A 24,407-nucleotide genomic window follows, 5' to 3' on the forward strand; every position below is an offset into this window, starting at 1 on the left:
TCACGTTAGAAAATACGCATGCTATCGATTGTCGCCAGACAGGCAGCTATCTACGTACGAGTGCCCGCTTCCGGAGAAATCGACATGCAACCCCGAATAAGCGCTAACAATTCATTCAAGCCGACGCCGCTTCGCGGCGCGGCTTAATTCAGGCGTTAGCCGCCACAGGTGAGTTCGTCGCAATGGAAGCTCGTCACATCATTGGCGTTGCAGCGATGTACGCATTCGCCTATTACGCAATTGCTCGCTCCGCTCTGGCAGATATCCGGCGCTTTGATTCCGAGCTATTCCGGCATCTCGGAGCTACGCCTGGTGTAAGCGCCAAGAACTCCACCGCGATAATTGAGATGCTCTTTGACCGCAGGCTCCCGCTAGAGCATCATCCGCGCGAGTTCCGGGCAAAGCTCTTCCTGGCAAGAGCCATGCTGCTGCTTTCCCCGGCTCTCTTCATCGCCGTTTTCGTGCTTCTGTAGCGTGGCGGCTAACAATTCATTCAAGCCGAACCCGCTTCGCGGGTCGGCTTAATTCAGGCGTTAGGCCGCATGAGCGACATCGCTACCCGTCAAATGCTGCTTCTGTCTCTCCGACGGGCTTTGCTCGGCGAGGTCCATCCAGTCCTGCGGCAAGCCTCGATTGAGGCCGACACAACGTCACAGATGGTCCGGCTGCGCTTTGAGTACGACGGCAATCCATCAGATGCCGCAAGAGAAAGTTGCTCCAGCGCCGCGGCTGAGGTCATCGCTGACTTTCCGGCGCCATGGCAACTGGACGAGCAGCATGTTTTCGCTCCTGCTCCTGTGCCCCTATCGCCCCTTGGCTTCGTTGCCTACCGGCGTGCGGAGGCCTAGGATGCGGCCTAACAATTCATTCAAGCCGAACCCGCTTCGCGGGTCGGCTTAATTCAGGCGTTAGGTGTTATGGCCAGATCAGCGCGATGGATTGAGAAATTGCCGTATGTCGTACTGATGGCGCTTGGAGTTGGTTTGGCGAGTCTCTGGCAATACTCTAAGTACCAAGATGGTCATGGTCTCGCCAATTTTCTAGGCGACAAATTGTCTCCTCTAGTCGAACTTCTAATATTTGTAGGTCTTCCACTGTTGTTCGTGGCCACTATTGGATGGCGCGCGGTCACCAAGGACTTGGATAGCTCCTTGTAACACCTAACAATTCATTCAAGCCGAACCCGCATCAGGGCGGCGCCTAAGTTCACGCCTTCAGCTATATTCGCACCCAGTCGCCGCCCCGCTGCGGGTCGGCTTAATTCAGGCGTTAGGCCCATGAAGAGATTTATCGCATTTCTGGCAATGCTCGTTTCAATCTCCGGCACATCCTGTGCGCAGTCCACTCCGCCAATCGATGTCGCCGGCCTTACGGAAGCATCAATGAACTTCGATCAAGAGGGAGTCGGTGCGTTCCTCGACAGCCTCTCTCAGTCTTTCTCCTCTGGCTTCAGCTCCGACCAGGCGGATAAACTTGCCGCAGCAATTGAGGCCCTGCCGGTCGAGCAGACTGGCAACTGGGAGTACGGCGTGACAGTAAATGGCAAGCCTGAGCGCTTGGTGGTCGTCGCGTTCAAGGACGACATTGATGCCCCGGATCTTGCGTTCTACTCGTCCGCGGAGTTGGCCGCCCGCATTCAGAGGCAACTAGAGTCATTCGCGCAGGCCCAAGGCTGGTAGGGCCTAACAATTCATTCAAGCCGATGCCGCTTCGCGGCACGGCTTAATTCAGGCGTTAGCGCCCTATGACGATTGATCAGCAAGCTCGCGCAACTTTGGCTGAGTCAACCCGTTGGCTCATTGGTTCCCGCATCACAAACTTTCAGTTCGACGATGCCGTGCCAAAGTCAGCCGACCCAGCCATCCGGGAGGTCTACAACCAGTTCCTGTGGCTGCTCTATTGCGATCTTCGAGAGCATCGCCTAATTGGCATCGACAAGCTGTCGCAAACGCAAAGGGACGCTGCAGTCCGATGCGTGCTCTTTCTAAAATCGGGGTTTCCGTACTTATGGCCAGTTCTTTCTCGCGGCCCGTCTGTTCTTCTCATGCTCGCCAACCTGCTGACATTTGGCTGGGCCGGACGCATCTATTTCCGCCGCCTCAGTCCCGCTGGCGACATGGCCTACTGGCCGTTCTTGTCTCAGTCCCAGTACGCTGCCGCACTTGGTGCGCCTGTGTACTTGTCCGGCGCGGGCGCTGACAATTCATTCAAGCCGAACCCGCTTCGCGGGTCGGCTCAATTCAGGCGTTAGCGGGCTGATGGAAGAGTACGAGCGCAACATCCTCAAGCACATCGATGAACATGGGTGCAGTGTCACCTCTGTCTTCGATCCGGACGAGAAGGAGCCGCCCTTCTCGTACTCCATTGGCGTAGCCAGATCGTCCGGCGCTCCCGAAATCATTGTCGTTGGGCTCAACTCCAAGCTGTCGCACTGGATGGTCAATGAGTACAACCGTCGGTGCCAAGCGGGTGAGAGGTTTCAACCAGGCGTGCTGTACCTCGACTTCCTGGAAGGGTTCGCGGTCCAGTTTCGCCAAGTTGCGCGTGAGCATCGCGCTGAATACATGCGTTCCGCCTGTTGGCTCCACGACGGGCCAGACTTTGACGCGGTGCAGCTAGTCTGGCCAAGCACGTCCGGAGTGTGGCCATGGGATGCCGAGGCCTCAGATTGGTTCCGCAGTAACCAACCTTTGCTGGCGGGTGAGGCGGCGTGACGCCCGCTAACAGTTCATTCAAACCGAATCCGCTTCGCGGATCAGCTTGATTCAAGCACTAGGGCGTAGATGACCATCCGCGAAGAACTAGTGAGAGCCCGACGACGCTGCTTGGCACTTATGCTCGGCGGTACAGTTGCCTGGGGCGCACTTGTTCTTAGCATTGCCATGCTATCGAGCAACGGCTCGCCGCCATGGATCTTCCAAGCAGCTGTTCCGCTGTTCGCAGCCGTTCTTCTTGGGGTGCTCGGTATCAATTTCCTTGTTCGCCGCCCCAAGTGCCATGGGAACCTTAGGTGAATCGGCCCCTTTTCCGCGCGCCCTCTCTTGGGCGGGCCGGCGCAGAGTTGCCCTTTCTGCAAGGTCAGCCTAGATGCGCCGGCTGCGCCCTAACGGTTCATTCAAGCCGAACGCGCTTCGCGGCTCGGCTCAAACCCGGTGCCGCACTGCATGAAGCGCACATCAGAAGTGGCGCCCCGCCTGGACCTGATCGCACGCATCATATGCATCGGGCTCGGATCCGCGCTTGCCGCAGGTGCGTGGATCGCTTACGACGCAGATGGCTTCCGTTTCGCCTGTTGGCTCTTTGGCTTCGGGGCGGCCACCCTGCTGGCGGTCGGAACGGTCGGGCCGCAGCGCATGCGCATTGGACTGGTCACATGGCTGCCCTGGGTCTAGGCGTTTCGGTCCAGCCGTCCCTCCGGCAGGATCTGCCGGCGACATCGCGTCGATCGCGCGTAGGAGGAATCGAGTGATCCAACTCCCTGTCAGAGACCCCTGCGATCTGTGCGTCGCCGCCCGCGACGAGCCATGGAAGATCATCGATGAGAGCGCACATACGCTGACCGTGATCAATCCGTGGCAGTTCGAAACCGGACAGTGCTGCGTGATCACGCGACGGCATGTCGCGACGCTGCTCGATCTTTCCGACGAGGAATGCGCGGCCATCATGACTTCCGCCAAACGCGCCGCCGAGGCGCTGGTCAGGACCTACCGACCGCTCGGCGTTCTGACGTTCCAGAACAACGGTGTGTACAGCGGACAGGAAACGCCCCACTTCCATTTCCACGTCGTGCCCCGCCAACCAGGCAGCGATTGGGGCATCGGGCCACCGCAGCTTGCGACGTTCGACGGTGCGGGGCGGGAACGGGGCACCGTGCACGAGCGGGACGGCGATGCGGAGCGGATGACGCGCGTCCGCGTTCCCGTCGACCAGCTGGTCGAGACCGTAAAGCGGATCCGTTCAAATCTTCCCGCGTGAGCAAGCGGCGATCCGACTCCGGCGTTAAGCGCCCCTCGCGCTTTGTCACCGCGCTCAGGCGGGACCTACTTCCCTTACGACGCCGCATGCGCTTGAATGATGCGGTCAACAGGGGACATCTCATGCCACTCCATCGCCTCATGGCGGCCGTCGCGGCTGCCGGTCTGCTGGCGTGCGCCGGCGTTGCCGACGCCGCCGACCGCCGCGTCCAGCTCGAACTCGTCAACGACAGCGATGCGCCCATCGTCGGCGTGTCGGTCGAGCGCACCAGCGTCTTCTCCAGCAAGACGTTCGGCGGCGGGGAGATCGAGCTCGACCGACCGCTGGCGCCCGGCCAGTCGCGCACCTTCACCGTCGAGATCGGCGAGCACCACGACACGATGCCTTACGCCATGCGCTGGCGCTGGACACCGTTCGGCAGCTGCCACGGCAGTGCGGGCGTCCCCGCGCAGGGAGACGCCTTCAGCGTGAAGACCGGTGCCGCGACCTGCCGCGGCGGCAAGCCGTTGCCGGGCCGCCGCACAGACGGGCGCGATGCGGTGCTCGCGGATGCACGCCGCACGGGGGACGTCGATGAAGCGCGCGACCTGTACGCGGCTCTGCTCGCGCGCAATCCCGAGGACGTGGATGTGCTGCATGCGCGGGCGCATTCGCTGATCGAGCACAGCAAGGGCGAGTTCGCCGGCTATCTGAGCGATGCGGCCATCGAGGATCTGCAGACGGCGCTGCGCCTCAGCACCGCACCCGCCGCGCGGCTGCACTACCACCGGGACCTGATGGTCCAGTTCCTCAACCACAAGCGCTGGAAGGATGCGCTGCCGCATGCCGATGCCCTGGTGGCCGGTCAGCCTGACACGCTCGACCACCTGATCTACCGCGCCTTCACCTATTGCGAGCTGGGCAATGTGGCGAAGGCGACGCAGGACGAACAACTGCTGGCCGAGAAGGCGGGACAGGCGATTCCTGCCGACAAGACATGCGCCGCGCGGAAAGCCGCCGACAAGCGCTGAGCTCCCTTCGCGCGACTACTCGCCTTCGTCGGGCGGCAGCACCAGGCCGTCCGGATCGACCGCCAGTCGGCCGGCGGCGAGTACCGCCTGCGTACGATTGGTGACGTGCAGCTTGCGCAGGATGGCGGTGACATGCGCCTTGATCGTGGCCTCGGACACGCCCAGGTCGTAAGCAATCTGCTTGTTGAGGCGGCCCGCGCCGAGCATCTGCAACACCTTGAACTGCTGCGGGGTGAGGTCGCGCAGGCGCTGCGCGGTTTCCTGTTCGTCGCGGGACGTGGCCGGCGCGCTGTGCGCTTCGTCCGGAACCCAGCGTTCGCCGTCGAGCACGGCCCCGATCGCCTGGCCGATGGTGTCCGAATCGGCGGACTTGGGAATGAAGCCCAGCGCACCGTGGTCGAGTGCGCGGCGCATGACCGCCGGCTCCTCGCGCGCGGACACGATGACCACCGGCAACTGCGGGTGCAGCGCGCGCAGGTGCACCAGCGCATTGAAGCCGTGTGCGCCGGGCATGTTGAGGTCCATCAGCAGCAGGTCGGCGTCCGGGTGCGCGTCGACGAGCACGTAGAGGGCGTCGACGCTGTCGGCTTCATGCAGCCTGACCCCGGGCATCACGCGTTGCACGGCGCCGCGCAGCGCCTCGCGGAACAGCGGGTGATCGTCGGCAATCAGCAGGGTGGGCATGGCGGTGCGGTCCATCGTAAGGAGAAAGGGTAATCCGTGATGCGTTGCCTGCACAGGGCGGCGTGTCCCGCTCCGTGCAGCCCGCCTGCCCTCCCCAGCAAGCGGGTTACTTCACCTTGCGTTCGGCCACCAGCGATTCGACCACCGACGGGTCGGCCAGCGTCGAGGTATCGCCCAGCTGCTCCGGCGCGTTCTCGGCGATCTTGCGCAGGATGCGGCGCATGATCTTGCCCGAACGCGTCTTCGGCAGGCCCGGCGCCCACTGCAGGTGGTCCGGCGTGGCGATCGGGCCGATCTCCTTCCGAACCCAGGCCACGAGCTCCTTCAGCAGCTCGTCGCTCTGCGCTTCGCCGGCCTTGAGGGTGACGTAGGCATAGATGCCCTGGCCCTTGATGTCGTGCGGGAAGCCGACCACGGCGGCCTCGGCGACCTTCGGATGCGCGACCAGCGCGCTTTCCACCTCGGCGGTGCCGATGCGATGGCCGGAGACGTTGATGACGTCGTCGACGCGGCCGGTGATCCAGTAATAGCCATCGGCATCGCGGCGGCAACCGTCGCCGGTGAAGTAGGTGCCCGGATACGTGCGGAAGTAGGTGTCGATGAAGCGCTGGTGGTCGCCGTACACGGTGCGCATCTGGCCGGGCCAGGAATCCAGCAGCACCAGGTTGCCTTCGGTGGCGCCATCCAGCTGCTCGCCATTGGCATCGACCAGCGCCGGCCGCACGCCGAAGAACGGCAGCGTGGCCGAGCCGGGCTTGAGGTCGATGGCGCCCGCCAACGGGGTGATCAGGATGCCGCCGGTCTCGGTCTGCCACCACGTATCGACGATGGGGCAGCGTGCGTCGCCGACCACGTCGTAGTACCAGCGCCAGGCTTCCGGATTGATCGGCTCGCCCACGCTGCCCAGCAGGCGCAGCGACGCCCGCGAGGTCCTCTTCACCGGCGCCTCGCCCTCGCGCATCAGCGCGCGGATCGCGGTGGGGGCGGTGTAGAAGATGGTGACCTTGTGCTTGTCGATGACTTCCCAGAAACGCGACACGTTCGGGTAGTTCGGCACGCCTTCGAACATCACCGCGGTGGCGCCGTTGGCGAGCGGTCCGTAGACGATGTAGCTGTGGCCGGTGACCCAGCCGACGTCGGCGGTGCACCAGTAGATGTCGTCTTCGCGCAGGTCGAACACGGCCTCGTGCGTGTACGCCGCATACAGCAGGTAGCCGCCGGTGGTGTGCAGCACGCCCTTCGGCTTGCCGGTGGAACCGGAGGTATAGAGGATGAAGAGCGGGTCCTCGGCGTTCATGCGCTCGGGCTCGCACTCGGCCGGCTGCGCGTCGACGACGGCGTCGAACCAGCGGTCGCGCGGCATCTGCATGTCCACGGCGCCGCCGGTGTGGCGCACGACCAGGACGGTTTCCACCGAGTTCGTGCCCGGCAGTTTCAACGCGGCGTCGACGTTCGCCTTCAGCGGCACCTTCTTGCCGCCGCGCAGGCCTTCGTCGGCGGTGATGATCAGCTTGCTGCCACAGTCGGCCACGCGGTCGGCGATGGAATTGGGCGCGAAGCCGCCGAACACCACCGAGTGGATCGCGCCGATGCGCGCGCAGGCCAGCATGGCGACCGCGGCGTCCGGGATCATCGGCAGGTAGATGGTGATGCGGTCGCCCTTCTGCACGCCGAGCGCGCGCAGCGCGTTGGCCAGCTTGCAGGTGCGCTCGTACAGCTCGCGGTAGGTGACGCCATACGACGGCGTGTCCGGACCGTCCGGCTCGAACAGCAGTGCGACCTTGTCGCCGCGCTCGGCCAGTTGGCGGTCCAGGCAGTTGACGCTGGCGTTGAGCTCGCCGTCGGCGAACCAGCGGATGTGGAAATCGTCCAGCGCGTAGCTGACGTCCTTGATCCGGGTCGGCTTCTTGAACCACTGCAGGCGCTCGGCGGCCTGGCCCCAGAAGGCCTCCGGATCGTCGATCGAGGCCTGGTAGTCGCGCTGGTATTGCTCGCGCGTGATGCGGGCCTTGGCCGCGAATTCCGGCTTGACCGGATACAGGTCAGTCATGAGGTCCTCCCGGGACGTTCAAGTAATGCGTCGATTCTGAGGCATGGACGAAGACCGGGCGAGGTGGCAAAGCGCGTCGCGTGGCATGTCCGACGCAGCGAGTTTGACGCATACGGGCGTGCGGCATTGCAGCATCCGGCTTAGACGATGGTCTTAAAGCGCGGGGTGCGCGGCGTGCGACCGAACGTCGCACCCCTTTGCTGGCAAGGGTTTGTGTTTTTTGCAGTGCGGTTACGACTAATGGCGAATAGGCGCTGCCGGCATGCAGGCGCAAGTCTCCGTCAGCCGCGCAACGCGGCCATCAACCTTTCGGGAGGGGTTATGACCCAACGTTCCGCACTCATCGCGCGACGGCCACTGGCCGCTGCGCTTTTCGTCGCCCTCATCGCGCCGGGCATGGCGTTCGCACAGACCGCCAAGGAGAAGGCGCTGGAGGCCCGCGTGGCCGACCTGGAGCGCCAGGTGCAGCTGTTGCTGTCCGCGCAGCAGCAGCAACAGACCCAGATCACCACCACCCAGGAGCAGGTGACGCAGGTGCAGGCCAAGCAGGCCGCGGCACCGGCCGCCGTGCCCGCGGGCAAGCAACCGATCCAGAACACCACCATCCTGACCGCGTCCAATCCGGGGAGCACGTTCTCCTACGGCGGTTTCATCAAGATGGACGCGATGGTCACCGACACCAGCGATGGCCGCATCGCCGATGGCTCGTCGGGCCGCCTGTTCTACGTGCCCAGCACCATCCCGGTGGGTGGCCCGACCGCCGACGGCGGCGATGCCTATGCCGACTACCACGCCCAGTTCTCGCGCTTCTGGTTGAGCGCGGACCACGTGACCGAAGGCGGCGACAAGCTCAAGGGCTTCGTCGAGATGGACTTCTTCGGCGGCGGCAGCAATGCGCTGGCCGGCAACGAGACCGCGACGAATACCTACGCCGTCACCCTGCGCCATGCGTATGTCAGCTGGAACAACTGGCTGGCCGGCCAGACCTGGTCCAACTTCATGGACGCGGCGGCGCTGCCGGACGCGGTCGACTTCGTGGGCCCGACCGACGGCACGATCTTCGTGCGCCAGGCCCAGCTGCGTTACACCAAGGGTCCGTGGTCGTTCTCGATCGAGAACCCGCAGACCACCGTCACCCCCTACCTCACCGGCGCCCGCTTCAACAGCGGGGACAACGCCGCGCCGGACGTCACCGCGCGCTGGCTGACCAAGGGCGACTGGGGCCACTTCACCGTCGCCGGCATGGTGCGCCAGTTCAAGCTGCTGGACGAAACCGACACCGGTGCCTCGGTGAGCGTCTCGGGCAAGTTCAACATGGGCAAGAGCGACGACATCCGCTATGCGGTGAACGCCGGCCAGGGCATCGGCCGTTACCTCGCCTTCGGCGTGGGCAGCGATGTGGTGACCGAAGCCAACGGCGACATCAATGCGCTGGACGGCTACGGCGGCTTCGTCGCCTGGCGCCATGTGTTCAGCCCGAAAGTCCGTACCAACCTGATGTACTCCGCCTCGCACTTCGACAACGACGCCGGCATCACCGGTTTCGGCGTCACCGAGCGCACGCAATCGATGCACGCCAACATCATCTATTCGCCGTTCCCGAAGCTGGACCTGGGCGCCGAACTGATCTACGGCCAGCGCTCGCTCGAGGATGACCGCGAAGGCGACCTGAAGCGTCTGCACACGACCGTCAAATACACTTTCTGAGGGGAATCCACATGAGTTCCACGACTGTGCAGCATTCGTCGTCGGGCGAGCTGACGAAGGGCCACAAGAAGGTCATCTTCGCCTCAAGCCTCGGCACCGTGTTCGAGTGGTACGACTTCTATCTCTATGGTTCGCTGGCGGCGATCATCGCCAAGCAGTTCTTCAGCGGCGTCAATCCGACCACCGGCATGATCTTCGCGCTGCTGGCGTTCGCGGCGGGCTTCTTCGTCCGTCCGTTCGGCGCGGCGTTCTTCGGCAGCCTGGGCGACCGCATCGGCCGCAAGTACACGTTCCTGGTCACCATCCTGATCATGGGCATCTCGACGTTCCTGGTCGGGGTGCTGCCCAACTACGCGTCGATCGGCATGGCCGCCCCCGTCATCCTGATCGTGCTGCGCCTGGCCCAGGGCCTGGCGATGGGCGGCGAGTACGGCGGCGCGGCGACCTACGTGGCCGAGCACGCGCCGGACGGCAAGCGCGGCCTGTACACCGCCTTCATCCAGACCACCGCGACGCTGGGCCTGTTCCTGTCGCTGCTGGTGATCCTGGCGTGCCGCCTGTCGCTGGGCACCGAAGCGTTCGAAGCGTGGGGTTGGCGCATTCCGTTCCTGGCGTCGATCATCCTGCTGGGCATCTCGGTGTGGATCCGACTGCAGTTGAGCGAATCCCCGCTGTTCCAGCAGATGAAGGCCGAAGGCAAGGGCTCGAAGACGCCGTTCCGCGATTCGCTGAAGGGCGGCAACCTGAAGCTGATGCTGCTGGTGCTGTTCGGCGCCACCGCAGGCCAGGCCGTGGTCTGGTACGCCGGCCAGTTCTACGCGCTGTTCTACCTGCAGAGCATCCTGAAGGTCGACTCCACCGTCGCCTACCTGCTGATCGCCGCCGCGCTGTTCCTGGCCACGCCGTTCTTCCTGTTCTTCGGCTGGCTGTCGGACCGCATCGGCCGCAAGAAGATCATCATGGCGGGCTGCCTGCTGGCCGCGGTGACCTACTTCCCGATCTTCAAGGGCATCACCCACTTCGCCAATCCGGGCGTGGAAGAAGCCAGCCGCAATGCGCCGGCCGTGGTGGTCGCGGACAAGAACACCTGCTCGTTCCAGTTCGATCCGATCCCGGGTACCCGCAAGTTCACCAGCTCGTGCGACCAGGCCACCGCCGCCCTCGCCCGTGCCGGCGTGCCGTACAGCGTGGAATCCGCTCCGGCGGGTTCGCTGGCGCAGGTGCGCGTGGGTGACGCCTCGGTGTCTTCGTTCGAAGCCGCGGGCCTGTCCGGCGATGACGTGAAGGCCAAGACGGCCGCCTTCGGTGGCGAACTCAAGACGGCGCTGGGCGCGGCCGGCTACACGGAGAAGGCCCCGACGGATCGCATCAACGTCCCGATGACGATCCTGCTGCTGTGGGTGCTGGTGATCTACGTGACCATGGTCTACGGCCCGATCGCCGCCTACCTGGTCGAACTGTTCCCGACCCAGATCCGCTACACCTCGATGTCGCTGCCGTACCACATCGGCAACGGCTGGTTCGGCGGCTTCCTGCCGGCCATCTCGTTCGCCCTGGTCGCGGCCACCGGCAACCTGTACTACGGCCTGTGGTATCCGATCGGCATCGCGGTGATGACGCTGATCATCGGCACGTTCTTCCTGCGCGAGACGAAGGACGTCGACATCACCAAGTAAGTGTCCTCCCCCCGCCGGCCCCTCCCAGGGCCGGCACTCCCGACGCCGGTCCTCGTGGCCGGCGTTTTCTTTTGCGTAACGCCCACGCGCTACGCTGGCGACCCCGAACGAGACCTTCGCCATGCCGTTGATCACCCTGACCGTCCGTGCGCCGAAGGACGAGGCCTTCAAGTCGTCGATCCTCGACGCGGTGCATGCCGCGCTGGTCGCCTCCGGCGTGCCGGCCGCCGACCGCTTCCAGCGCGTGCTGGAACTGTCCGCGGAGGACTTCCGTTACGACCTGGGCTATCCGGACGTGGCCGGCGCGCGCGACGACGACTTCGCGCTGATCGAGATCCTGTGGTCGGTCGGCCGCAGCGTGAAGGTCAAGAAGGCACTGCTGGCCGACCTGATGCAGCGCCTGCAGGCGGCGGGACGCAATCCCGAGAACGTCATGGTCTGCTTCAAGGAAACGACGTGGGAGAACTGGGCGTTCGCCGGCGGTCGCCTGGTCCACACCTGAGGCGGATCAGCGCGGCGGTGCCGCCAGTTCCTTCTCGCTGAGGAAACCGTCGCGGTCCACGTCCTGGCGCTTGAAGCGCTCGGCCAGCTGGGCGAGGTGCGCCTCACGGGTGATGGGCTTGCCGCGACCGCCGGGCAGTTCGTCGACGGAGAGCACGCCATCGCGGTTGCGGTCCATACCGTCGAAGGCATAGCTCATCCACGCCTGGTACTCCGCCAGGCTGACGCGGCCATCGCGATCGGTATCCATCCGCGCGAGGTAGTCGCCGGTGGCGGTGACCTGCGCCCATGCAGCACACGGGAGGCAGGCGAGGACAAGCGGGATCAGGCGGCGGTGCATGGCCGCATTGTAGGGCGATGGCGCGCACGGCGGCCGCGCCGGGGATTCAGGTACGCTGCACCGGCACGCCCCCGCCCCGCCCCACGATGAACCTGCCCGCCCCGCCCGCCGCGACGACGCCCGTCGCGCCCTTGTTCGAACTGGATCGCGCCACCGTGGTGCGCGGCGCCAGCCGCGTGCTGCACGACCTGTCGCTGCGGATTCCGCTGGGCCAGCACACCGCCATCCTGGGACCGAACGGCTGCGGGAAATCCACCTTCATCAAGCTGATCAGCCGGGAGCTGTATCCGCTCGCGCGCGAGGGCGATGCGCCGGTGAAGGTGTTCGGCCTGCGCCGCTGGAACGTGAGCGAGCTGCGCAACCGTCTCGGCGTGGTCACCAGCGACCTGACCCGCGACCTCCAGCAGATGCCGTACCTGCGCGTGGAAGATGCCGTGGTCACCGGGTTCTTCTCCAGTTTCGCCGTGCCGGCGCACCGGCAGGTGGACGCCGGGATGCGCGCGAAGGCACGCGCCGCGCTGGAGCAGGTGCGTGCGACGCCACTTGCCGACCGCCAGGTCGCCGAGCTGTCCACCGGCGAGATGCGGCGGGTGCTGATCGCGCGCGCGCTGGTGCACGAACCCGAGGCCCTGCTGCTGGACGAGCCCACCGCAGGGCTGGACCTGGTCGCACGCCGGCACTTCCTCGGCCTGATGCGCAGCCTCGCCCAGCGCGGGATCACGCTGGTGCTGGTCACGCACCACATCGAGGAAATCATTCCCGAGATCGACCGCGTTCTGCTGCTGCGCGATGGCGCGGTCTATGCGGACGGCGACCGCGCCGGCACGCTGACCGAGGCCCACCTGAGCCGCGCCTTCGGCGGACCCGTGCAGGTGCGCCAGGATGGCGACTACTACGGAGCCGTGCCCGGCCATGCCTGAGCTGCCCGAAGTCGAGACCACCCGCCGCGGACTCGCCCCGCATGTCGAAGGTCGGCGCATCCAGGCGGTGACGCTGCGCCGGCCCGACCTGCGCTGGCCGATCCCGCCCGAGGTGGTCAGCGAGCTGCCCGGCCAGCGCATCCAGTCGGTCCGCCGCCGCGCCAAGTACCTGCTGATGGACACCGAGGCCGGCAGCGCCCTGCTGCACCTGGGCATGTCCGGCAGCCTGCGCGTGCTGCCGGCGACCACGCCGGTGACGGCGCACGACCATGTCGACATCGCCCTGGCGGGCGAGCGCGGCGGCGCGGGCCGGGTGCTGCGCTTCAACGATCCGCGCCGTTTCGGCTCGCTGCTGTGGCAGGCGCCGGGCGAGGTCCACCCGCTGCTGCAGGGACTGGGGCCGGAACCGCTTTCGGACGCCTTCGACGGCGACTACCTGTTCGCCATGAGCCGCGGCCGCAAGGCGCCGGTGAAGACCTTCCTGATGGACCAGGCGGTCGTGGTGGGCGTGGGCAACATCTATGCGGCGGAAAGCCTGTTCCGCGCGGGCATCTCGCCGCTGCGCCCGGCCGGCAAGGTCTCCCGCGAGCGCTACGGGGTACTGGCCGACGCCGTGAAGGCGATCCTGGCCTACGCCATCACCCGCGGCGGCACGACGTTGCGGGACTTCCTGAGCCCGGACGGGGCGCCCGGCTATTTCGAACAGGAGCTCTCGGCCTACGGCCGGGCCGGCGAGCCCTGCCCCCGCTGCGGCCGGCCGATGAAGCAGGCCATGATCGGCCAGCGGACCACCGTCTGGTGTGGCCACTGCCAGCGCTGAGCCGCCCGCCCGTGTCGTTGGGCGGATGTCCGACCTTCGTCGAATAACGTTATATTCGCGCTCTTGGCTTCGTGGGGAACACGGATGGCGGACGCACCCGACATTACGCTCTGGCTGGATTCGGCCCGCAGCGGCGATCGCGCCGCGCTGGACCGCGTGCTGGCCACGCTGTACCAGGAACTGCACACCATGGCCCGCCGGCAGCTGTCGGGCCAGCACGGCTACACCCTCGACGCGACCGCCCTGGTGCACGAGTCCTACCTGAAACTGCTGGGCTCCACCGGCACGGCCAAGTTCGAGGACCGCGCGCACTTCTTCGCGTACGCCGCCTCCTCGATGCGCAGCGTCGTGGTCGACTACGCGCGCAGCCGTCTGGCCCGCAAGCGCGGCGGCGATCTCAAGCGCGTGGCCGACATCCCGGAAGAGGTGGAAGGCAACCTGCGCCTGGACGAGGACATGCTGGCGCTGAACGATGCGCTGGAAAAGCTCGCCGCCGCCGACGAGCGCCTGGCCCAGGTGGTCGAGATGCGCTATTTCGCCGGCCTGTCGGAACTGGAGATCGCAGAATTGTTGAAGCGCTCCGAACGCAGCATCCGCCGCGACTGGCAGAAGGCACGCATGTTCCTGCTGTCGGCCATGCAGGACAGCTGAGCCCGCCGCATACCGCACCATGGACGTCGAACGCTGGCAACGCCTGTCACCGCTGCTGGACGTCCTGCTGGAGCTTGACCCGGAGGCACGCGCGCAGCAGCTGGAGATCCTGCGCGCGGACGATCCCGACACGGCGCGCGAGCTGGAGAAACTGCTCGCGCTGGAAGAGGAAGGCGACGATTTCATCGACCAGCCCCTGGTCGACAAGCCCGGCCAGCTGAAGCCCGGCATCCGCATCGGTCCCTACCAGCTGGAGTCCCTGCTCGGCGAAGGCGGCATGGGCATGGTGTGGCTGGCCTCGCGCGCGGACGGCCTCTACCAGCGCCGCGTCGCCCTGAAGCTGCTGCGCCCCGGCCTGGCCGATCCGAACCTGCGCCTGCGCTTCACCCGCGAGCGCGAGATCCTCGCGCGGCTGGAACATCCCAACATCGCGCGTCTGCTGGACGCGGGCATCGGCAGCGAGGGCCAGCCCTACCTGGCGCTGGAGTACGTCGAGGGCGTCTCGATCACCGACTACTGCCAGGCCAACAACATCGGCCTGGAAGAGCGGCTGAAGCTGTTCCTGCAGATCTGCGAAGCGGTCAGCCACGCGCACGCCAACCTGATCGTCCACCGCGATCTGAAACCGTCCAACATCCTCGTCACCCCCGGCGGCGAGGTGCGTCTGCTGGACTTCGGCATCGCCAAGCTGCTCGACGATCCGGAACCTGCGCCGGTGCATCCGCGCACCGAGGTCCGCGCGTTCACGCTGCACTATGCGGCACCGGAACAGGTGCGCGGCGAACTGGTCACGACGATGACCGACGTGTACTCGCTCGGCGTGGTGCTGTACGAGCTGATCGCCGACACCAAGCCTTACCGCCTGCGCCGGCAGACCGACGCGGAATGGGAGCAGGCCATCCTCGCAGTGGAGCCGCTCAAGCCCTCGGTCGCCACGCTGCGCACCACCGACGGCAGCCGCAGCCGCTGCCCGGATGCCCGGCGCAATGCGCGCAAGCTGGTCGGCGACCTGGACAACATCGCGCTGAAGGCGCTGCAGAAGCTGCCGGAGCACCGTTACCCGTCGGTGGAGGCGCTTTCGCTCGACCTGCGCCGCCACATGGAGGGCCGGCCCATCCAGGCGCGCCCCCAGAGCGTGGGCTACCGCGTGCAGAAATACCTGGTCCGCCACCGCTGGGCGCTGGCGGGCAGCGGGCTGGCCGCCAGCGTGCTGATCGCCGCGCTCGGCATGAGCATCTGGCAGGGCCGCCAGGCCATGCGCGAAGCCGCGCGCGCGCAGGCGATGCAGGACTTCGTGATCGGCCTGTTCGACAACGCGGGCGCGTCGCAGCAGGGCAGCACCTTCGATGCGCGCGAACTGTTGGCCGCCGGCGAACGCCGCGGCGAACGCGAGCTCGCCAACCAGCCGCTGGCGCAGGCGGAGCTGCTGGGCGTGATCGCGCGCCTGCGCCTGGGCCTGGGCGACTACCACGAGTCGCTCGCGCTGCTGGAGAAACAGGCGCGCGTGCTCGCCATCGCCGACGATGCGCCGGATAGCCTGCGCCTGCAGGCCGCGACGCAGCACGGCCGCGTGCTCCGCCTGCTCGGGCGCTCGCGCCAGTGCGTGCAGGCGATGGCGTCGATGGAAGCGCGCCTTGCGACGCTGCAGTCGCGCTTGCCGCTGCCGGTGGCCGAGTTCCAGTCGCAGAACGGCCGCTGCCGCGCCGACGCCGGCGAGAAGCAGGTGGCGCGGCAGATGTTCGACCGCTCGCTGACGATCCGCCGCAACCTGAAGGACGAAGCGGGCGTGGCCGAGAACCTGCGCGACCTCGCCCAGCTGGACGTCGAACTGGGCAATGCCGATGCCGGCGTGCGCGGTTATCGCGCCGCCCTGGCGCACCTGCAGGCCCACGGCCATGCGCGCCACCCGCTGGCGGTGGAGATCCAGCGCAGCCTGGCGCTGCTGTACCGCAACCGCGGCGAGACCGACGCGGCACTGGCCTCGTTCCAGCGCGCGCGTGAACTGGCGGAAGACATCCATGGCCCGCGCCACCCGCTCACGCAGGCCCTGCGCCGGCACATCGCCGCCGTCCAGGTCGACCTCGGCCAGCTGGTGGAGGCCGACGCGGAACTGCGCCGCCTGCATGCGATGACCCTGGAATCGCTGGGTCCCAACCACCGCGACGCGGCATCGAGCTGGAACTCGATGGGCATCATCGCGTGGGAGCGCGGCGACGACGACACCGCGGTGCGCGACGTCGCACGGGCGGTCGGGATCTGGCGGGCGAACGAGAGCCTGCAGATCCTGCCCGGCGGCCTGTTCAACTACGGCATGGTGCTGCACAGCGCGGGGCGCTACGACGAGGCGCTGGCCGCGCTGGAGGAATCCCGCCAGATGCGCGTGTCGACGATCGGCGCCAGCCACGCCCTGATCGGGGAGACCGACCGCATGATCGGCGAGGTCCTCGCGTCGAAGGGCGACCTGGCCGGTGCCACCGAACGCTTCGACCGCGCGGTGCGCCTCACCCGCGTCGGCTTCGGGCCGGATCACCCGCGCACTTGGTTCGCGGAACTGTCGATGGCACGCCATCTGACCCGGCTCGGTCGCCCGCAGGACGCGCTCGCGCCGCTGGACGCGCTCACCCGCCACGACGGCAGCGGCAGCGAGGCGCCGAAGCTGCGTTGGCTGGCGCGCGGCTACATGGCCGAAGCGCGCTGCCGGATGGGCGAGAAGGACCGTGCGCGCCGCGAGCTGGATGCCCTGACGGGCGAGCTGCGCAATGCGCTGCCCGATGGCGGGATCATCCCGCGCGAAATCGCCGCGCTGCGTGCCGCCTGCCGCTGAGGCGGCCTTATTCCAGCGGCAATCCCGGCTGCAGGGGCGCGATGCGCCCTTCGCCGCGCGCGATCCTCTTGAACTCGGCCCGGCTCACCGACACGTAGCGTTCGTTGCCGCCGATCTCGACCTGCGGGCCATCCTGCACGGCCAGACCCTGCTCGTTAACGCGCACGGTCATGGTCGCCTTTTTGCCGGTGTGGCAGATGGTCTTGATCTCGCTCATCTCGTCAGCCCAGGCCAGCAGGTATTGGCTGCCTTCGAACAGCTCGCCGCGGAAGTCGGTGCGAAGCCCGTAGCAGAGCACGGGAATGCGCAGGGCATCCACCACCTCGCTGAGCTGCCACACCTGCGCGCGGGTCAGGAACTGCGCCTCGTCCACCAGCACGCAATCCAGCGTGCCGTGGGCGGCGATGTCGTCGCGGATCCAGCGCTCGAGATCGTCGCCGCGCTCGAACGCCACCGCATCGGCACGCAGGCCGATGCGCGAGGCCACCACGCCGGCGCCGGCCCGGTCGTCCAGCCGCGGGGTCAGGATCGCCACCCGCATGCCCCGCTCGCGGTAGTTGTGCGCGGACTGCAGCAGCGTGGTGGTCTTCCCGGCATTCATCGCCGAGTAGTAGAAGTAGAGCTTGGCCATGCGCGGATTCTACCGCGCGGCGCTACCGGTCCTTGGCGGGCGGGTTCGCCGGCGCTGCGGGAACGTTCTCGAGGTCGCCCACCCTGACCCGGCCCTTGAGCGGGGCTTTCCAGATGGTGTCCTGCAACCGCCAGTACTCCTCCGGCTGCCAGTACTTCGGCGCGTAGTACTGATCGCCGGTCAGCGTCATCCCGGTGCCCGACAACGGGCCGGTGAACGGGACGATGGTGAGGTTGCCGACATATCCGACCCTGCTTCCGGTGACCCTTCGCCGTTCGCGACGCAGGATCTTGTCCAGGCGCGGTTTGGCCGCATCGTCGCCGTACTCGGCCATGAGTGCCTGGCCGCGCGCGATGGCGTCCTGTTGCTCCGCCGGGTCCAGCGCGCTCCAGAGGCCTTCGCGGCGCACCAGGAAGTCGTGATAGAGCCGCTCCGCCGCCAGGTCCATCCAGGCATACGCCAGCGGCCGGTCCATCGCGACACCGATGCCGCTCCAGTACATCTCGGCGATCATCGCCTGTGCCGGCTTGTCGCCGTGGTATGCCGCGCGCTTGAACTCGGCCAGCGCCACCGCATAGTCCTTCCGCTCGTACGACCGCACGCCCTCCGCGCGCCAACGCAGGTCGGGGTGCGCGGCCAGGAAGCCTTCCGTCAGCACCGCAGGATCGATCTTCTCCTGCTGCGCCCCGGCAGGCACGCTGGCGAACGTCAGGATTGCCATCAACGCACTGAGCGGGAAAGCCTTCATGTGACGAGCCTGCCGCGGGAAGGATGGACCTCATGCTAGGAGAAGGCAGCCGCCGTTGTCTGTAAACTGATGGCCTACGCACACGCTCCCTCCATGCACGGCCTCAACCCCCCCCAACGCGCCGCCGTCCTTCACAGCAAGGGCCCCCTGCTGGTGCTCGCCGGCGCCGGCAGCGGCAAGACGCGCGTGATCGTGGAGAAGATCGCCCACCTGATCTCCGGTGGGCATGTTCCGGCCCGCCGGATCGCGGCGATCACCTTCACCAACAAGTCCGCCAAGGAAATGCGCGAGCGCGTGGCCAAGCGGATCAAGGGCGATGCGGCCGAAGGCCTGACGATCTGCACCTTCCACGCGCTGGGCTTGAAGTTCCTGCAGATCGAGCACGCCGCCGTGGGCCTGAAGCGCGGCTTCTCCATCTTCGACGCCGACGACGCCAGCGCACAGGTCAAGGACCTGATGTACGGCGCCAAGCCGGACGAGGTCGAGATGGCGAAGAACCTGATCTCGCGCGCCAAGAACGCCGGCCTTTCGCCCGAGGAAGCGCTGGCCGAAGCCCGTACCAACCGCGAGAAGGAAGCCGCGCTGCTGTACCAGCGCTACCAGGACCGGCTGACGACCTTCAACGCGGTCGACTTCGACGACCTGATCCGCCTGCCGGTGCAGGTGCTGGAGAACGATCCCGAGGTCACCGCCGCGTGGCGCGAACGCATCGGCTACCTGCTGGTGGACGAATGCCAGGACACCAACGACGCGCAGTATCGCCTGCTGAAGGCGATCGCCGGTGAGCGCGGCGACTTCACCTGCGTGGGCGACGACGACCAGAGCATCTATGCCTGGCGCGGCGCCAATCCGGACAACCTGCTGCAGATGGCGAAGGATTATCCGGCGCTGCAGATCGTCAAGCTGGAACAGAATTACCGCTGCAGCAACCGCGTGCTGCGCGCAGCCAACGCGCTGATCGCCAACAACCCGCACGAACACCCCAAGAAGCTGTGGAGCGACCAGGCCGACGGCGAGCGCATCCGCGTGTGGGAGTGCCGCGACAACGAGCACGAGGCGGAAAAGGTCGCGGCCGAGATTTCCTTCGTGCACGCATCCAAGAGCGCGGCCTGGAGCGATTTCTGCATCCTGTTCCGCGGCAACCACCAGTCGCGCGCCCTGGAGAAGGCGCTGCAGCTGCTGCGCATCCCCTATCACCTGACCGGCGGCACCGCGTTCCTGGAACGCCAGGAAGTGAAGGACGCGCTCTCGTGGCTGCGCCTGCTGGTGAACCCGGACGACGACGCAGCCTTCCTGCGCGCGGTGCAGTCGCCCAAGCGCGAGGTGGGCGCCACCTCGCTGGCCAAGCTCGCCGAGATGGCGCAGCACGCGCACCTGCCGTTGTCGCGCGCGGCCGAATCGATGGGCGCGCTGAAGGCATTGCCGCCACGCGCGGCCAATGGCCTGAGCGCGTTCAACGACATCCTGCGCGACCTGCGCCGGCACGCCGAGGAACTGCCGCCGGCCGATCTCGTGCGTCGCCTGAGCGAGCGCTCAGGCCTGCTGGCCGACCTGCGCGCCCAGTGCAAGGACGAAGCCTCGTTCCAGCGCCGGCGCGCCAACCTGGACGAACTGGCGGACTGGTTCGAGGGCGGTCCGCGCGGCAGCTCCGCCGGCGACCTTGCCGCACAGCTGGCGCTGTTGTCGCGCAACGACAAGGACGACGGCGGCAACCAGGTGCGGCTGATGAGCCTGCACGCCGCCAAGGGCCTGGAATTCCCTTACGTCTTCATCGTCGGCTGCGAGGACGGCACGCTGCCGCACGAGACCAGCGTCGAGGAAGGCAACCTGCAGGAAGAGCGCCGCCTGATGTACGTGGGCATCACCCGCGCGAAGGCGCAGTTGTGGCTCAGCCACAGCCGCGAGACGCGACGCTTCGGCGAACGCCTGCGCCTGCAACCCAGCCGCTTCATCGACGAACTGCCCGCCGACGAACTGCAACGCGACGGCGCGGACCCGGTAGCCGATGCGGAACGCAAGAAGGAGCGCGCCAGCGCGGGCCTGGCCGCGATCCAGGCGATGTTCGACTGAGGCCACGCCCCCATCGCGCGCGACGCGGTACGCTTGGACGGCATCCCTAGGAGCACAGACGATGACGCGCAACAGCCGGATCTGGTGGCTGGTGGGTTTCCTGATCGCCCTGGTCGGCGTGGGCTTTCCGTACTGGCGGGCGCCTTCCGCATTGACGGCCCTGCCCGGTGCGTTCTACGGCCCCGGCCTGGCCGCGCTCGCCGTGGTGGCGATGATGCTGCGTGCGTTCGGTACCGGGCGCTTCCTGCCGCTGTGGCTGCTCATCGCGGCGGCAGCGCCCGTCGCCGTGGTCCTGCGGATGCTGATCGGCGACGCCGCGGCGACGCCGGTGTCCTGGCCGCGCGAGCTCTTGATCGCAAGCGCACTGGGGCTGGCGGCGTCGCTTGCCGGCATGCTCATCGGCAGCCTGTTCCTTTTGCGCAGCAGCCGTCGACCGACCTGATCACGCCGGAGGTTCCGTGATGACCATGACGCTCTCCACCATCCGCCAGATCGCCATCACCGTGAGCGACGTCGAGGCCGCACTCGCGTTCTACCGCGACGCCCTCGGCCTGGAGTTCCTGTTCCAGCCCGCGCCGACGCTGGCGTTCCTGGATGCCGGCGGCATCCGCGTGATGCTCACCACGCCGCAGGGCGCGGGCGCGGTGGGCGCCAACTCGATCCTCTATTTCAGCGTGAACGACATCGAAGCGACGCAGGCCGCGCTGGTCGCGCGCGGCGCCACCGAGGAGCGCGCCCCGCAGCTGGCCGCGCGCTTGCCGGACCACGCGCTGTGGACCGGTTTCCTGCGCGACCCGGACGGCAACCTTGTCGGCCTGATGGAAGAGAAGCGCTGACACCCGGCTTGCACGCTTATTCGTCGTCGCCGGCATTCCGATAGCCGGACAGGGATTCCACCCTGACCAGGGACGTGCGCAGCGTCAGCACGACCTCGCCCGCCGCGAACGTCACCATCCACCCGTTGTCGATCGACCGTGCCGACAGCTGTCCGCTCAGGGTGGCGGCGAAGCCGGTGAGCGCGAATGCCTGCACGCCGAAACAGGCAAGTCGCACCTGCGTCCGATTGACGTCTTCGTCCCAGCGCGCGGGCAAGACATCGGGCACCACGGCGAGATCGAAGCGCAGGCGCACGCTGGGGCCGTCGCGATGCAGGATCACCTCGTGCAGATCGACCGGCAGCGCGCCGATGCCGGCGGGAAGCGAAGCCAGCGCTTGCGGATTCGCCACCGCTGCCGTCCAGTCCATGGCGCAGCTCAGCCCGGGGTGCGCTCGGCGAGCACGCGCTCGACCTGCTCGCGCAACGCGGCGACCTCGGCTTCCAGTGCGGCGACGCGTGCTTCGAGTTCCGCATTCGCGGGTTCGCCCGCAGGCGACGACGGCGCGCGCGCGGCGATCGCCGCCACGTCCACCGGGCCGCTCAACAGGTGCGCGTAACGGTCCTCGCGCTGGCCGGGACCGCGCGGGATCTGGACGACGAGCGCCGCTTCGCGCTGCATCAGTCGATCCAGGTGGTGGCGCACGTCTTCCGCGTCGTTGAACCGGCACAGGCGCTCGGCGCGTGCGAGCAGCTCATGGACCGTCTGCGCGCCGCGCAGGGCGAGCAGGCCCAACAGCGCGACCTGCTGCTGCGGGACGCCGAAGAACGCCGCGGCGCGATGTTCGTAACGCTCGGCGCGCGAGGAGAACACCTGCTTGGCCAGGCCCTTCTGTTCCAGCTGGCGCAACGCATGGTTGACCGCGCCCGCATCCAGCGCCATCACCGGATCGCGCGCCGTCTTCTGGTTCGCGGCGGCCTGTGCGGCATTGACGGTCAGCGGATAGGTCTCCGGCGTGGTCGCCTCTTTCTCGATCAGGCAGCCCAGCAGGCGGGCCTCGGCGGCATTCAGCACGATCGTCGTGTCGTCCATGGGAGCGGTGGCCTCTGGCGGGGCCGGCAGGATAACCCGCACACGCCGCACCGCCGAACGACGGGTGTAACACCGGTCGGCTAGAATTCCCGCACTTCGAAGACCGGATCTCCCATGCGCGTTTCCCTGCTCGCCGCCGGCCTGGCGGCTTCGTTGCTGACCCTGTCCGCGTGCAAGCGCACCGAACCCGCGGCCCCCCCGGCCGACGCCGCGGCACCCGCCGCGCCCGTCGCCGACGCCAAGCCAACCGGCGCGCACGACAATCTCAACGCCGTGGCGTGGGTGCAGACGTCGGTGGAATACCGCGCGATCACCACCCAGACTTTCCGCGCCGCCGCCGACCATCTGGACGTCGCGCTGAAGGAGAAAAACTGGGACGCACTGGTGCCGGACGAGCGCGGCAACGCCGCCACCGGTCTGAAGCCGGCCGTGGTGATGGACGTGGACGAGACCGTGCTGGACAACTCGCCTTACCAGGCCCGCCTGATCCACGACGGCAAGGAGTACGACGAGATCAGCTGGGACCAGTGGGTGGCCGAGAAGAAGGCCAAGCCGCTGCCGGGCGTGGTGGATTTCGCCAAGGCCGCGGCCGCGAAAGGCGTCACCATCCTGTACATCTCCAACCGCGCGGTGCACCTGAAGGAAGCGACACTCGCCAACCTGCGCGAAGCGGGCCTGCCGGTCGCCGACGACAGCGTGTTCTTCGGTCTGGGCACGGTGCTGGAAGGCTGCGAGCAGAACGGCTCCGAGAAGAACTGCCGCCGCCGCCTGGCCGGACAGCAGTACCGCGTGCTGATGCAGTTCGGCGACCAGATCGGCGACTTCGTCCAGGTGGAAGCCAACACTCGCGAAGGCCGCCAGGCCCTGTTCGACGAATACGACGACTGGTTCGGCGAGCGCTGGTGGATGCTCCCCAACCCCACCTACGGCTCGTGGGAGCCCGCGCTGTTCAACAACGCCTGGGACCAGCCGGCCGCCGCACGCACCCAGGCCAAGCGCGACGCGCTGGACTACGCGCCGTGAGCCAGGGCCCCGTCGCCCTCGCGCCGCGCGAGCGCCTGATCTTCGCGCTGGACGCCCCGTCCGGCGCCGACGCGCTGGCGTGGGTCGACCGGCTGGGCGATGCGGTGCAGTTCTACAAGATCGGCATGGAGCTGCTGGCCAGTGGCGATTACTTCACCGTGCTGGATGAACTCGCCCGCCGCGACAAGCGGGTGTTCGTCGACCTGAAGTTCTTCGACATCCCCGCCACTGTCGCCGGGGTGATCCGCGGCCTGTCGCGCTGGCCGGTGACCTACGCGACCATCCATGGCTGGCACGCCGGCATGATGGAAGCGGCGGCGGCCGCGCGTGCCGGCGACCTCCGGCTGCTCGCCGTAACCGTGCTGACCTCGATGGACACACGCGATCTGCGCGCCATGGGCATCAACAGCGGCGAATCGGCCGACATCGTCGTGCAACGTGCGCTGGCAGCGCAGGCGGCCGGCATCGACGGCGTGATCTGCTCGGGCCAGGAGGCCGGCATGATCCGCGCCGCCACCGCTCCCGGCTTTTCCATCGTCTGCCCCGGCATCCGCCCCGGTGGCCCGGTGGGCGACGACCAGAAACGCACGGTGGGCGTGGCCGAGGCCTTCGCCCTGGGCGCGGACGCCATCGTGGTCGGCCGGCCGATCAGTCAGGCGGCTGATCCCAGGTCCGCCGCGGAAGCGATCCAGGCCGAAATTGCTACGGTCGTCCATTAAAATCAATGGTTTATACAAAGTTATTTCAGGTATTGCCTTAGCATTCGGGCGCAGGTAGGCTGTGCGCATCCGGCCTTCGGGCCGGAGATGTGCCACAACACTTCGTCCTCCGGCTTCGGCCGGATTTCAGGGGACCCGCGGCGTCGCAAGA

General features: G+C 67.1%; 27 protein-coding genes. 20 read left to right on the plus strand and 7 right to left on the minus strand.

From position 1 onward, the window contains the following. The first annotated feature begins 182 nt into the window (after nucleotides 1–182). The 8 genes from BLT45_RS00005 (at nucleotide 183) to BLT45_RS00035 (ending at nucleotide 4,985) form a co-directional block, all read left to right on the plus strand. On the plus strand, nucleotides 183–473 hold the full coding sequence (locus BLT45_RS00005) for a hypothetical protein (RefSeq protein ID WP_093293417.1): 291 nt from the start codon (nucleotides 183–185) through the stop codon (nucleotides 471–473). Between the two features lie 69 nt (nucleotides 474–542). After that, a complete protein-coding gene (locus tag BLT45_RS00010; RefSeq protein ID WP_254771748.1) occupies nucleotides 543–848 on the plus strand; it encodes a MafI2 family immunity protein in 306 nt (101 codons plus the stop codon). Between the two features lie 429 nt (nucleotides 849–1,277). Then, nucleotides 1,278–1,679, plus strand: a complete 402-nt coding sequence (locus tag BLT45_RS00015) for a hypothetical protein (RefSeq protein ID WP_139187813.1) — start codon at nucleotides 1,278–1,280, stop codon at nucleotides 1,677–1,679. Between the two features lie 65 nt (nucleotides 1,680–1,744). Next, nucleotides 1,745–2,251 (plus strand): hypothetical protein, encoded by a 507-nt coding sequence (locus BLT45_RS00020; protein WP_093293425.1) that lies wholly within the window; start codon nucleotides 1,745–1,747, stop codon nucleotides 2,249–2,251. A 7-nt stretch (nucleotides 2,252–2,258) separates the two neighbouring features. Further along, nucleotides 2,259–2,714 (plus strand): DUF4262 domain-containing protein, encoded by a 456-nt coding sequence (locus BLT45_RS00025; RefSeq protein ID WP_093293430.1) that lies wholly within the window; start codon nucleotides 2,259–2,261, stop codon nucleotides 2,712–2,714. 450 nt (nucleotides 2,715–3,164) lie between these two features. Next, on the plus strand, nucleotides 3,165–3,392 hold the full coding sequence (locus tag BLT45_RS18225) for a hypothetical protein (protein WP_175455660.1): 228 nt from the start codon (nucleotides 3,165–3,167) through the stop codon (nucleotides 3,390–3,392). 73 nt (nucleotides 3,393–3,465) lie between these two features. Beyond that, complete coding sequence (locus tag BLT45_RS00030) at nucleotides 3,466–3,975, plus strand: HIT family protein (RefSeq protein ID WP_175455661.1); 510 nt, start codon at nucleotides 3,466–3,468, stop codon at nucleotides 3,973–3,975. 122 nt (nucleotides 3,976–4,097) lie between these two features. After that, nucleotides 4,098–4,985, plus strand: a complete 888-nt coding sequence (locus BLT45_RS00035; protein WP_139187817.1) for a tetratricopeptide repeat protein — start codon at nucleotides 4,098–4,100, stop codon at nucleotides 4,983–4,985. A gap of 15 nt (nucleotides 4,986–5,000) precedes the next feature. On the opposite strand, the gene BLT45_RS00040 is transcribed toward BLT45_RS00035, so the two are convergent. Both BLT45_RS00040 and acs read right to left on the minus strand, forming a co-directional pair. After that, nucleotides 5,001–5,669, minus strand: coding sequence for a response regulator transcription factor (locus tag BLT45_RS00040; protein WP_093298258.1), 669 nt, complete (start codon nucleotides 5,667–5,669; stop codon nucleotides 5,001–5,003). Nucleotides 5,670–5,775: 106 nt separating this feature from the next. Continuing rightward, nucleotides 5,776–7,719 carry an acetate--CoA ligase gene (acs, locus tag BLT45_RS00045; RefSeq protein ID WP_093293445.1) on the minus strand — a complete coding sequence of 648 codons (1,944 nt, stop codon included), beginning with the start codon at nucleotides 7,717–7,719 and terminating at the stop codon, nucleotides 5,776–5,778. Between the two features lie 321 nt (nucleotides 7,720–8,040). On the opposite strand from acs, the gene BLT45_RS00050 reads away from it, so the two are divergent. From BLT45_RS00050 to BLT45_RS00060, 3 genes are all read left to right on the plus strand, one after another. After that, nucleotides 8,041–9,426 (plus strand): DcaP family trimeric outer membrane transporter, encoded by a 1,386-nt coding sequence (locus BLT45_RS00050; protein WP_093293449.1) that lies wholly within the window; start codon nucleotides 8,041–8,043, stop codon nucleotides 9,424–9,426. Between the two features lie 11 nt (nucleotides 9,427–9,437). Next, nucleotides 9,438–11,102 (plus strand): MFS transporter, encoded by a 1,665-nt coding sequence (locus tag BLT45_RS00055; protein WP_093293454.1) that lies wholly within the window; start codon nucleotides 9,438–9,440, stop codon nucleotides 11,100–11,102. Between the two features lie 121 nt (nucleotides 11,103–11,223). Then, complete coding sequence (locus BLT45_RS00060) at nucleotides 11,224–11,604, plus strand: tautomerase family protein (protein ID WP_093293459.1); 381 nt, start codon at nucleotides 11,224–11,226, stop codon at nucleotides 11,602–11,604. A gap of 6 nt (nucleotides 11,605–11,610) precedes the next feature. Here the strand turns inward: BLT45_RS00060 and BLT45_RS00065 are convergent, their stop codons facing one another. Continuing rightward, complete coding sequence (locus tag BLT45_RS00065; protein ID WP_093293464.1) at nucleotides 11,611–11,943, minus strand: EF-hand domain-containing protein; 333 nt, start codon at nucleotides 11,941–11,943, stop codon at nucleotides 11,611–11,613. A gap of 86 nt (nucleotides 11,944–12,029) precedes the next feature. Between BLT45_RS00065 and BLT45_RS00070 the strand changes: the two genes are divergently transcribed. From BLT45_RS00070 to BLT45_RS00085, 4 genes are all read left to right on the plus strand, one after another. Beyond that, nucleotides 12,030–12,863, plus strand: coding sequence for an ABC transporter ATP-binding protein (locus BLT45_RS00070; RefSeq protein WP_093298261.1), 834 nt, complete (start codon nucleotides 12,030–12,032; stop codon nucleotides 12,861–12,863). Then, nucleotides 12,856–13,683, plus strand: coding sequence for a bifunctional DNA-formamidopyrimidine glycosylase/DNA-(apurinic or apyrimidinic site) lyase (gene mutM, locus BLT45_RS00075; protein ID WP_093293467.1), 828 nt, complete (start codon nucleotides 12,856–12,858; stop codon nucleotides 13,681–13,683). Before BLT45_RS00070 ends, mutM begins: the two co-directional genes overlap by 8 nt. Nucleotides 13,684–13,767: 84 nt before the next feature. Next, entirely contained in the window at nucleotides 13,768–14,334 is a 567-nt protein-coding gene (locus BLT45_RS00080; RefSeq protein WP_093293472.1) for an ECF-type sigma factor, read from the plus strand. 19 nt (nucleotides 14,335–14,353) lie between these two features. Continuing rightward, nucleotides 14,354–17,158 (plus strand): serine/threonine-protein kinase, encoded by a 2,805-nt coding sequence (locus tag BLT45_RS00085; RefSeq protein WP_093293475.1) that lies wholly within the window; start codon nucleotides 14,354–14,356, stop codon nucleotides 17,156–17,158. 7 nt (nucleotides 17,159–17,165) lie between these two features. Here BLT45_RS00085 and BLT45_RS00090 read toward each other — a convergent pair whose 3' ends face one another. Next, the gene (locus tag BLT45_RS00090) at nucleotides 17,166–17,789 is read right to left on the minus strand and encodes a thymidine kinase (RefSeq protein WP_093293478.1); all 624 of its coding nucleotides are present in this window, start codon (nucleotides 17,787–17,789) and stop codon (nucleotides 17,166–17,168) included. Between the two features lie 22 nt (nucleotides 17,790–17,811). Further along, nucleotides 17,812–18,537 (minus strand): SEL1-like repeat protein, encoded by a 726-nt coding sequence (locus BLT45_RS00095; protein ID WP_093293482.1) that lies wholly within the window; start codon nucleotides 18,535–18,537, stop codon nucleotides 17,812–17,814. A 93-nt stretch (nucleotides 18,538–18,630) separates the two neighbouring features. Between BLT45_RS00095 and BLT45_RS00100 the strand changes: the two genes are divergently transcribed. From BLT45_RS00100 to BLT45_RS00110, 3 genes are all read left to right on the plus strand, one after another. Next, on the plus strand, nucleotides 18,631–20,607 hold the full coding sequence (locus tag BLT45_RS00100; RefSeq protein ID WP_093293487.1) for a UvrD-helicase domain-containing protein: 1,977 nt from the start codon (nucleotides 18,631–18,633) through the stop codon (nucleotides 20,605–20,607). Between the two features lie 61 nt (nucleotides 20,608–20,668). Continuing rightward, a complete protein-coding gene (locus tag BLT45_RS00105; protein WP_093293492.1) occupies nucleotides 20,669–21,049 on the plus strand; it encodes a hypothetical protein in 381 nt (126 codons plus the stop codon). 19 nt (nucleotides 21,050–21,068) lie between these two features. Further along, nucleotides 21,069–21,443: a VOC family protein gene (locus BLT45_RS00110; RefSeq protein ID WP_093293496.1), complete on the plus strand. Its 375-nt coding sequence runs from the start codon at nucleotides 21,069–21,071 to the stop codon at nucleotides 21,441–21,443. Nucleotides 21,444–21,459: 16 nt separating this feature from the next. On the opposite strand, the gene BLT45_RS00115 is transcribed toward BLT45_RS00110, so the two are convergent. Continuing rightward, on the minus strand, nucleotides 21,460–21,852 hold the full coding sequence (locus tag BLT45_RS00115; protein WP_093293500.1) for an Imm50 family immunity protein: 393 nt from the start codon (nucleotides 21,850–21,852) through the stop codon (nucleotides 21,460–21,462). An 8-nt stretch (nucleotides 21,853–21,860) separates the two neighbouring features. Continuing rightward, nucleotides 21,861–22,514 (minus strand): DUF480 domain-containing protein, encoded by a 654-nt coding sequence (locus BLT45_RS00120; protein WP_093293504.1) that lies wholly within the window; start codon nucleotides 22,512–22,514, stop codon nucleotides 21,861–21,863. Nucleotides 22,515–22,628: 114 nt separating this feature from the next. Here BLT45_RS00120 and BLT45_RS00125 point away from each other — a divergent pair, with 114 nt between their 5' ends. Both BLT45_RS00125 and pyrF read left to right on the plus strand, forming a co-directional pair. Then, a complete protein-coding gene (locus BLT45_RS00125) occupies nucleotides 22,629–23,537 on the plus strand; it encodes a 5'-nucleotidase, lipoprotein e(P4) family (protein WP_093293508.1) in 909 nt (302 codons plus the stop codon). Continuing rightward, on the plus strand, nucleotides 23,534–24,256 hold the full coding sequence (gene pyrF / locus BLT45_RS00130; protein WP_093293512.1) for an orotidine-5'-phosphate decarboxylase: 723 nt from the start codon (nucleotides 23,534–23,536) through the stop codon (nucleotides 24,254–24,256). Before BLT45_RS00125 ends, pyrF begins: the two co-directional genes overlap by 4 nt. Nucleotides 24,257–24,407: the final 151 nt, after the last annotated feature.

The organism is Pseudoxanthomonas sp. CF385 (assembly GCF_900104255.1).
Lineage (GTDB): Bacteria > Pseudomonadota > Gammaproteobacteria > Xanthomonadales > Xanthomonadaceae > Pseudoxanthomonas_A.

Bases quoted from the DNA above. Each gene is read 5' to 3' on its own strand.
- BLT45_RS00070 (WP_093298261.1), top strand. From the start codon at position 12,030: ATGAACCTGCCCGCCCCGCCCGCCGCGACGACGCCCGTCGCGCCCTTG.
- BLT45_RS00010 (WP_254771748.1), top strand. From the start codon at position 543: ATGAGCGACATCGCTACCCGTCAAATGCTGCTTCTGTCTCTCCGACGG.
- BLT45_RS00080 (WP_093293472.1), top strand. From the start codon at position 13,768: ATGGCGGACGCACCCGACATTACGCTCTGGCTGGATTCGGCCCGCAGC.
- BLT45_RS00040 (WP_093298258.1), bottom strand. From the start codon at position 5,669: ATGCCCACCCTGCTGATTGCCGACGATCACCCGCTGTTCCGCGAGGCG.
- BLT45_RS00120 (WP_093293504.1), bottom strand. From the start codon at position 22,514: ATGGACGACACGACGATCGTGCTGAATGCCGCCGAGGCCCGCCTGCTG.
- BLT45_RS00085 (WP_093293475.1), top strand. From the start codon at position 14,354: ATGGACGTCGAACGCTGGCAACGCCTGTCACCGCTGCTGGACGTCCTG.
- BLT45_RS00055 (WP_093293454.1), top strand. From the start codon at position 9,438: ATGAGTTCCACGACTGTGCAGCATTCGTCGTCGGGCGAGCTGACGAAG.
- acs (WP_093293445.1), bottom strand. From the start codon at position 7,719: ATGACTGACCTGTATCCGGTCAAGCCGGAATTCGCGGCCAAGGCCCGC.
- mutM (WP_093293467.1), top strand. From the start codon at position 12,856: ATGCCTGAGCTGCCCGAAGTCGAGACCACCCGCCGCGGACTCGCCCCG.
- BLT45_RS00060 (WP_093293459.1), top strand. From the start codon at position 11,224: ATGCCGTTGATCACCCTGACCGTCCGTGCGCCGAAGGACGAGGCCTTC.
- BLT45_RS00115 (WP_093293500.1), bottom strand. From the start codon at position 21,852: ATGGACTGGACGGCAGCGGTGGCGAATCCGCAAGCGCTGGCTTCGCTT.
- BLT45_RS00005 (WP_093293417.1), top strand. From the start codon at position 183: ATGGAAGCTCGTCACATCATTGGCGTTGCAGCGATGTACGCATTCGCC.
- BLT45_RS00125 (WP_093293508.1), top strand. From the start codon at position 22,629: ATGCGCGTTTCCCTGCTCGCCGCCGGCCTGGCGGCTTCGTTGCTGACC.
- BLT45_RS00095 (WP_093293482.1), bottom strand. From the start codon at position 18,537: ATGAAGGCTTTCCCGCTCAGTGCGTTGATGGCAATCCTGACGTTCGCC.
- BLT45_RS00110 (WP_093293496.1), top strand. From the start codon at position 21,069: ATGACCATGACGCTCTCCACCATCCGCCAGATCGCCATCACCGTGAGC.
- BLT45_RS18225 (WP_175455660.1), top strand. From the start codon at position 3,165: ATGAAGCGCACATCAGAAGTGGCGCCCCGCCTGGACCTGATCGCACGC.
- BLT45_RS00090 (WP_093293478.1), bottom strand. From the start codon at position 17,789: ATGGCCAAGCTCTACTTCTACTACTCGGCGATGAATGCCGGGAAGACC.
- BLT45_RS00025 (WP_093293430.1), top strand. From the start codon at position 2,259: ATGGAAGAGTACGAGCGCAACATCCTCAAGCACATCGATGAACATGGG.
- BLT45_RS00035 (WP_139187817.1), top strand. From the start codon at position 4,098: ATGCCACTCCATCGCCTCATGGCGGCCGTCGCGGCTGCCGGTCTGCTG.
- BLT45_RS00105 (WP_093293492.1), top strand. From the start codon at position 20,669: ATGACGCGCAACAGCCGGATCTGGTGGCTGGTGGGTTTCCTGATCGCC.
- BLT45_RS00100 (WP_093293487.1), top strand. From the start codon at position 18,631: ATGCACGGCCTCAACCCCCCCCAACGCGCCGCCGTCCTTCACAGCAAG.
- BLT45_RS00015 (WP_139187813.1), top strand. From the start codon at position 1,278: ATGAAGAGATTTATCGCATTTCTGGCAATGCTCGTTTCAATCTCCGGC.
- BLT45_RS00020 (WP_093293425.1), top strand. From the start codon at position 1,745: ATGACGATTGATCAGCAAGCTCGCGCAACTTTGGCTGAGTCAACCCGT.
- BLT45_RS00065 (WP_093293464.1), bottom strand. From the start codon at position 11,943: ATGCACCGCCGCCTGATCCCGCTTGTCCTCGCCTGCCTCCCGTGTGCT.
- BLT45_RS00050 (WP_093293449.1), top strand. From the start codon at position 8,041: ATGACCCAACGTTCCGCACTCATCGCGCGACGGCCACTGGCCGCTGCG.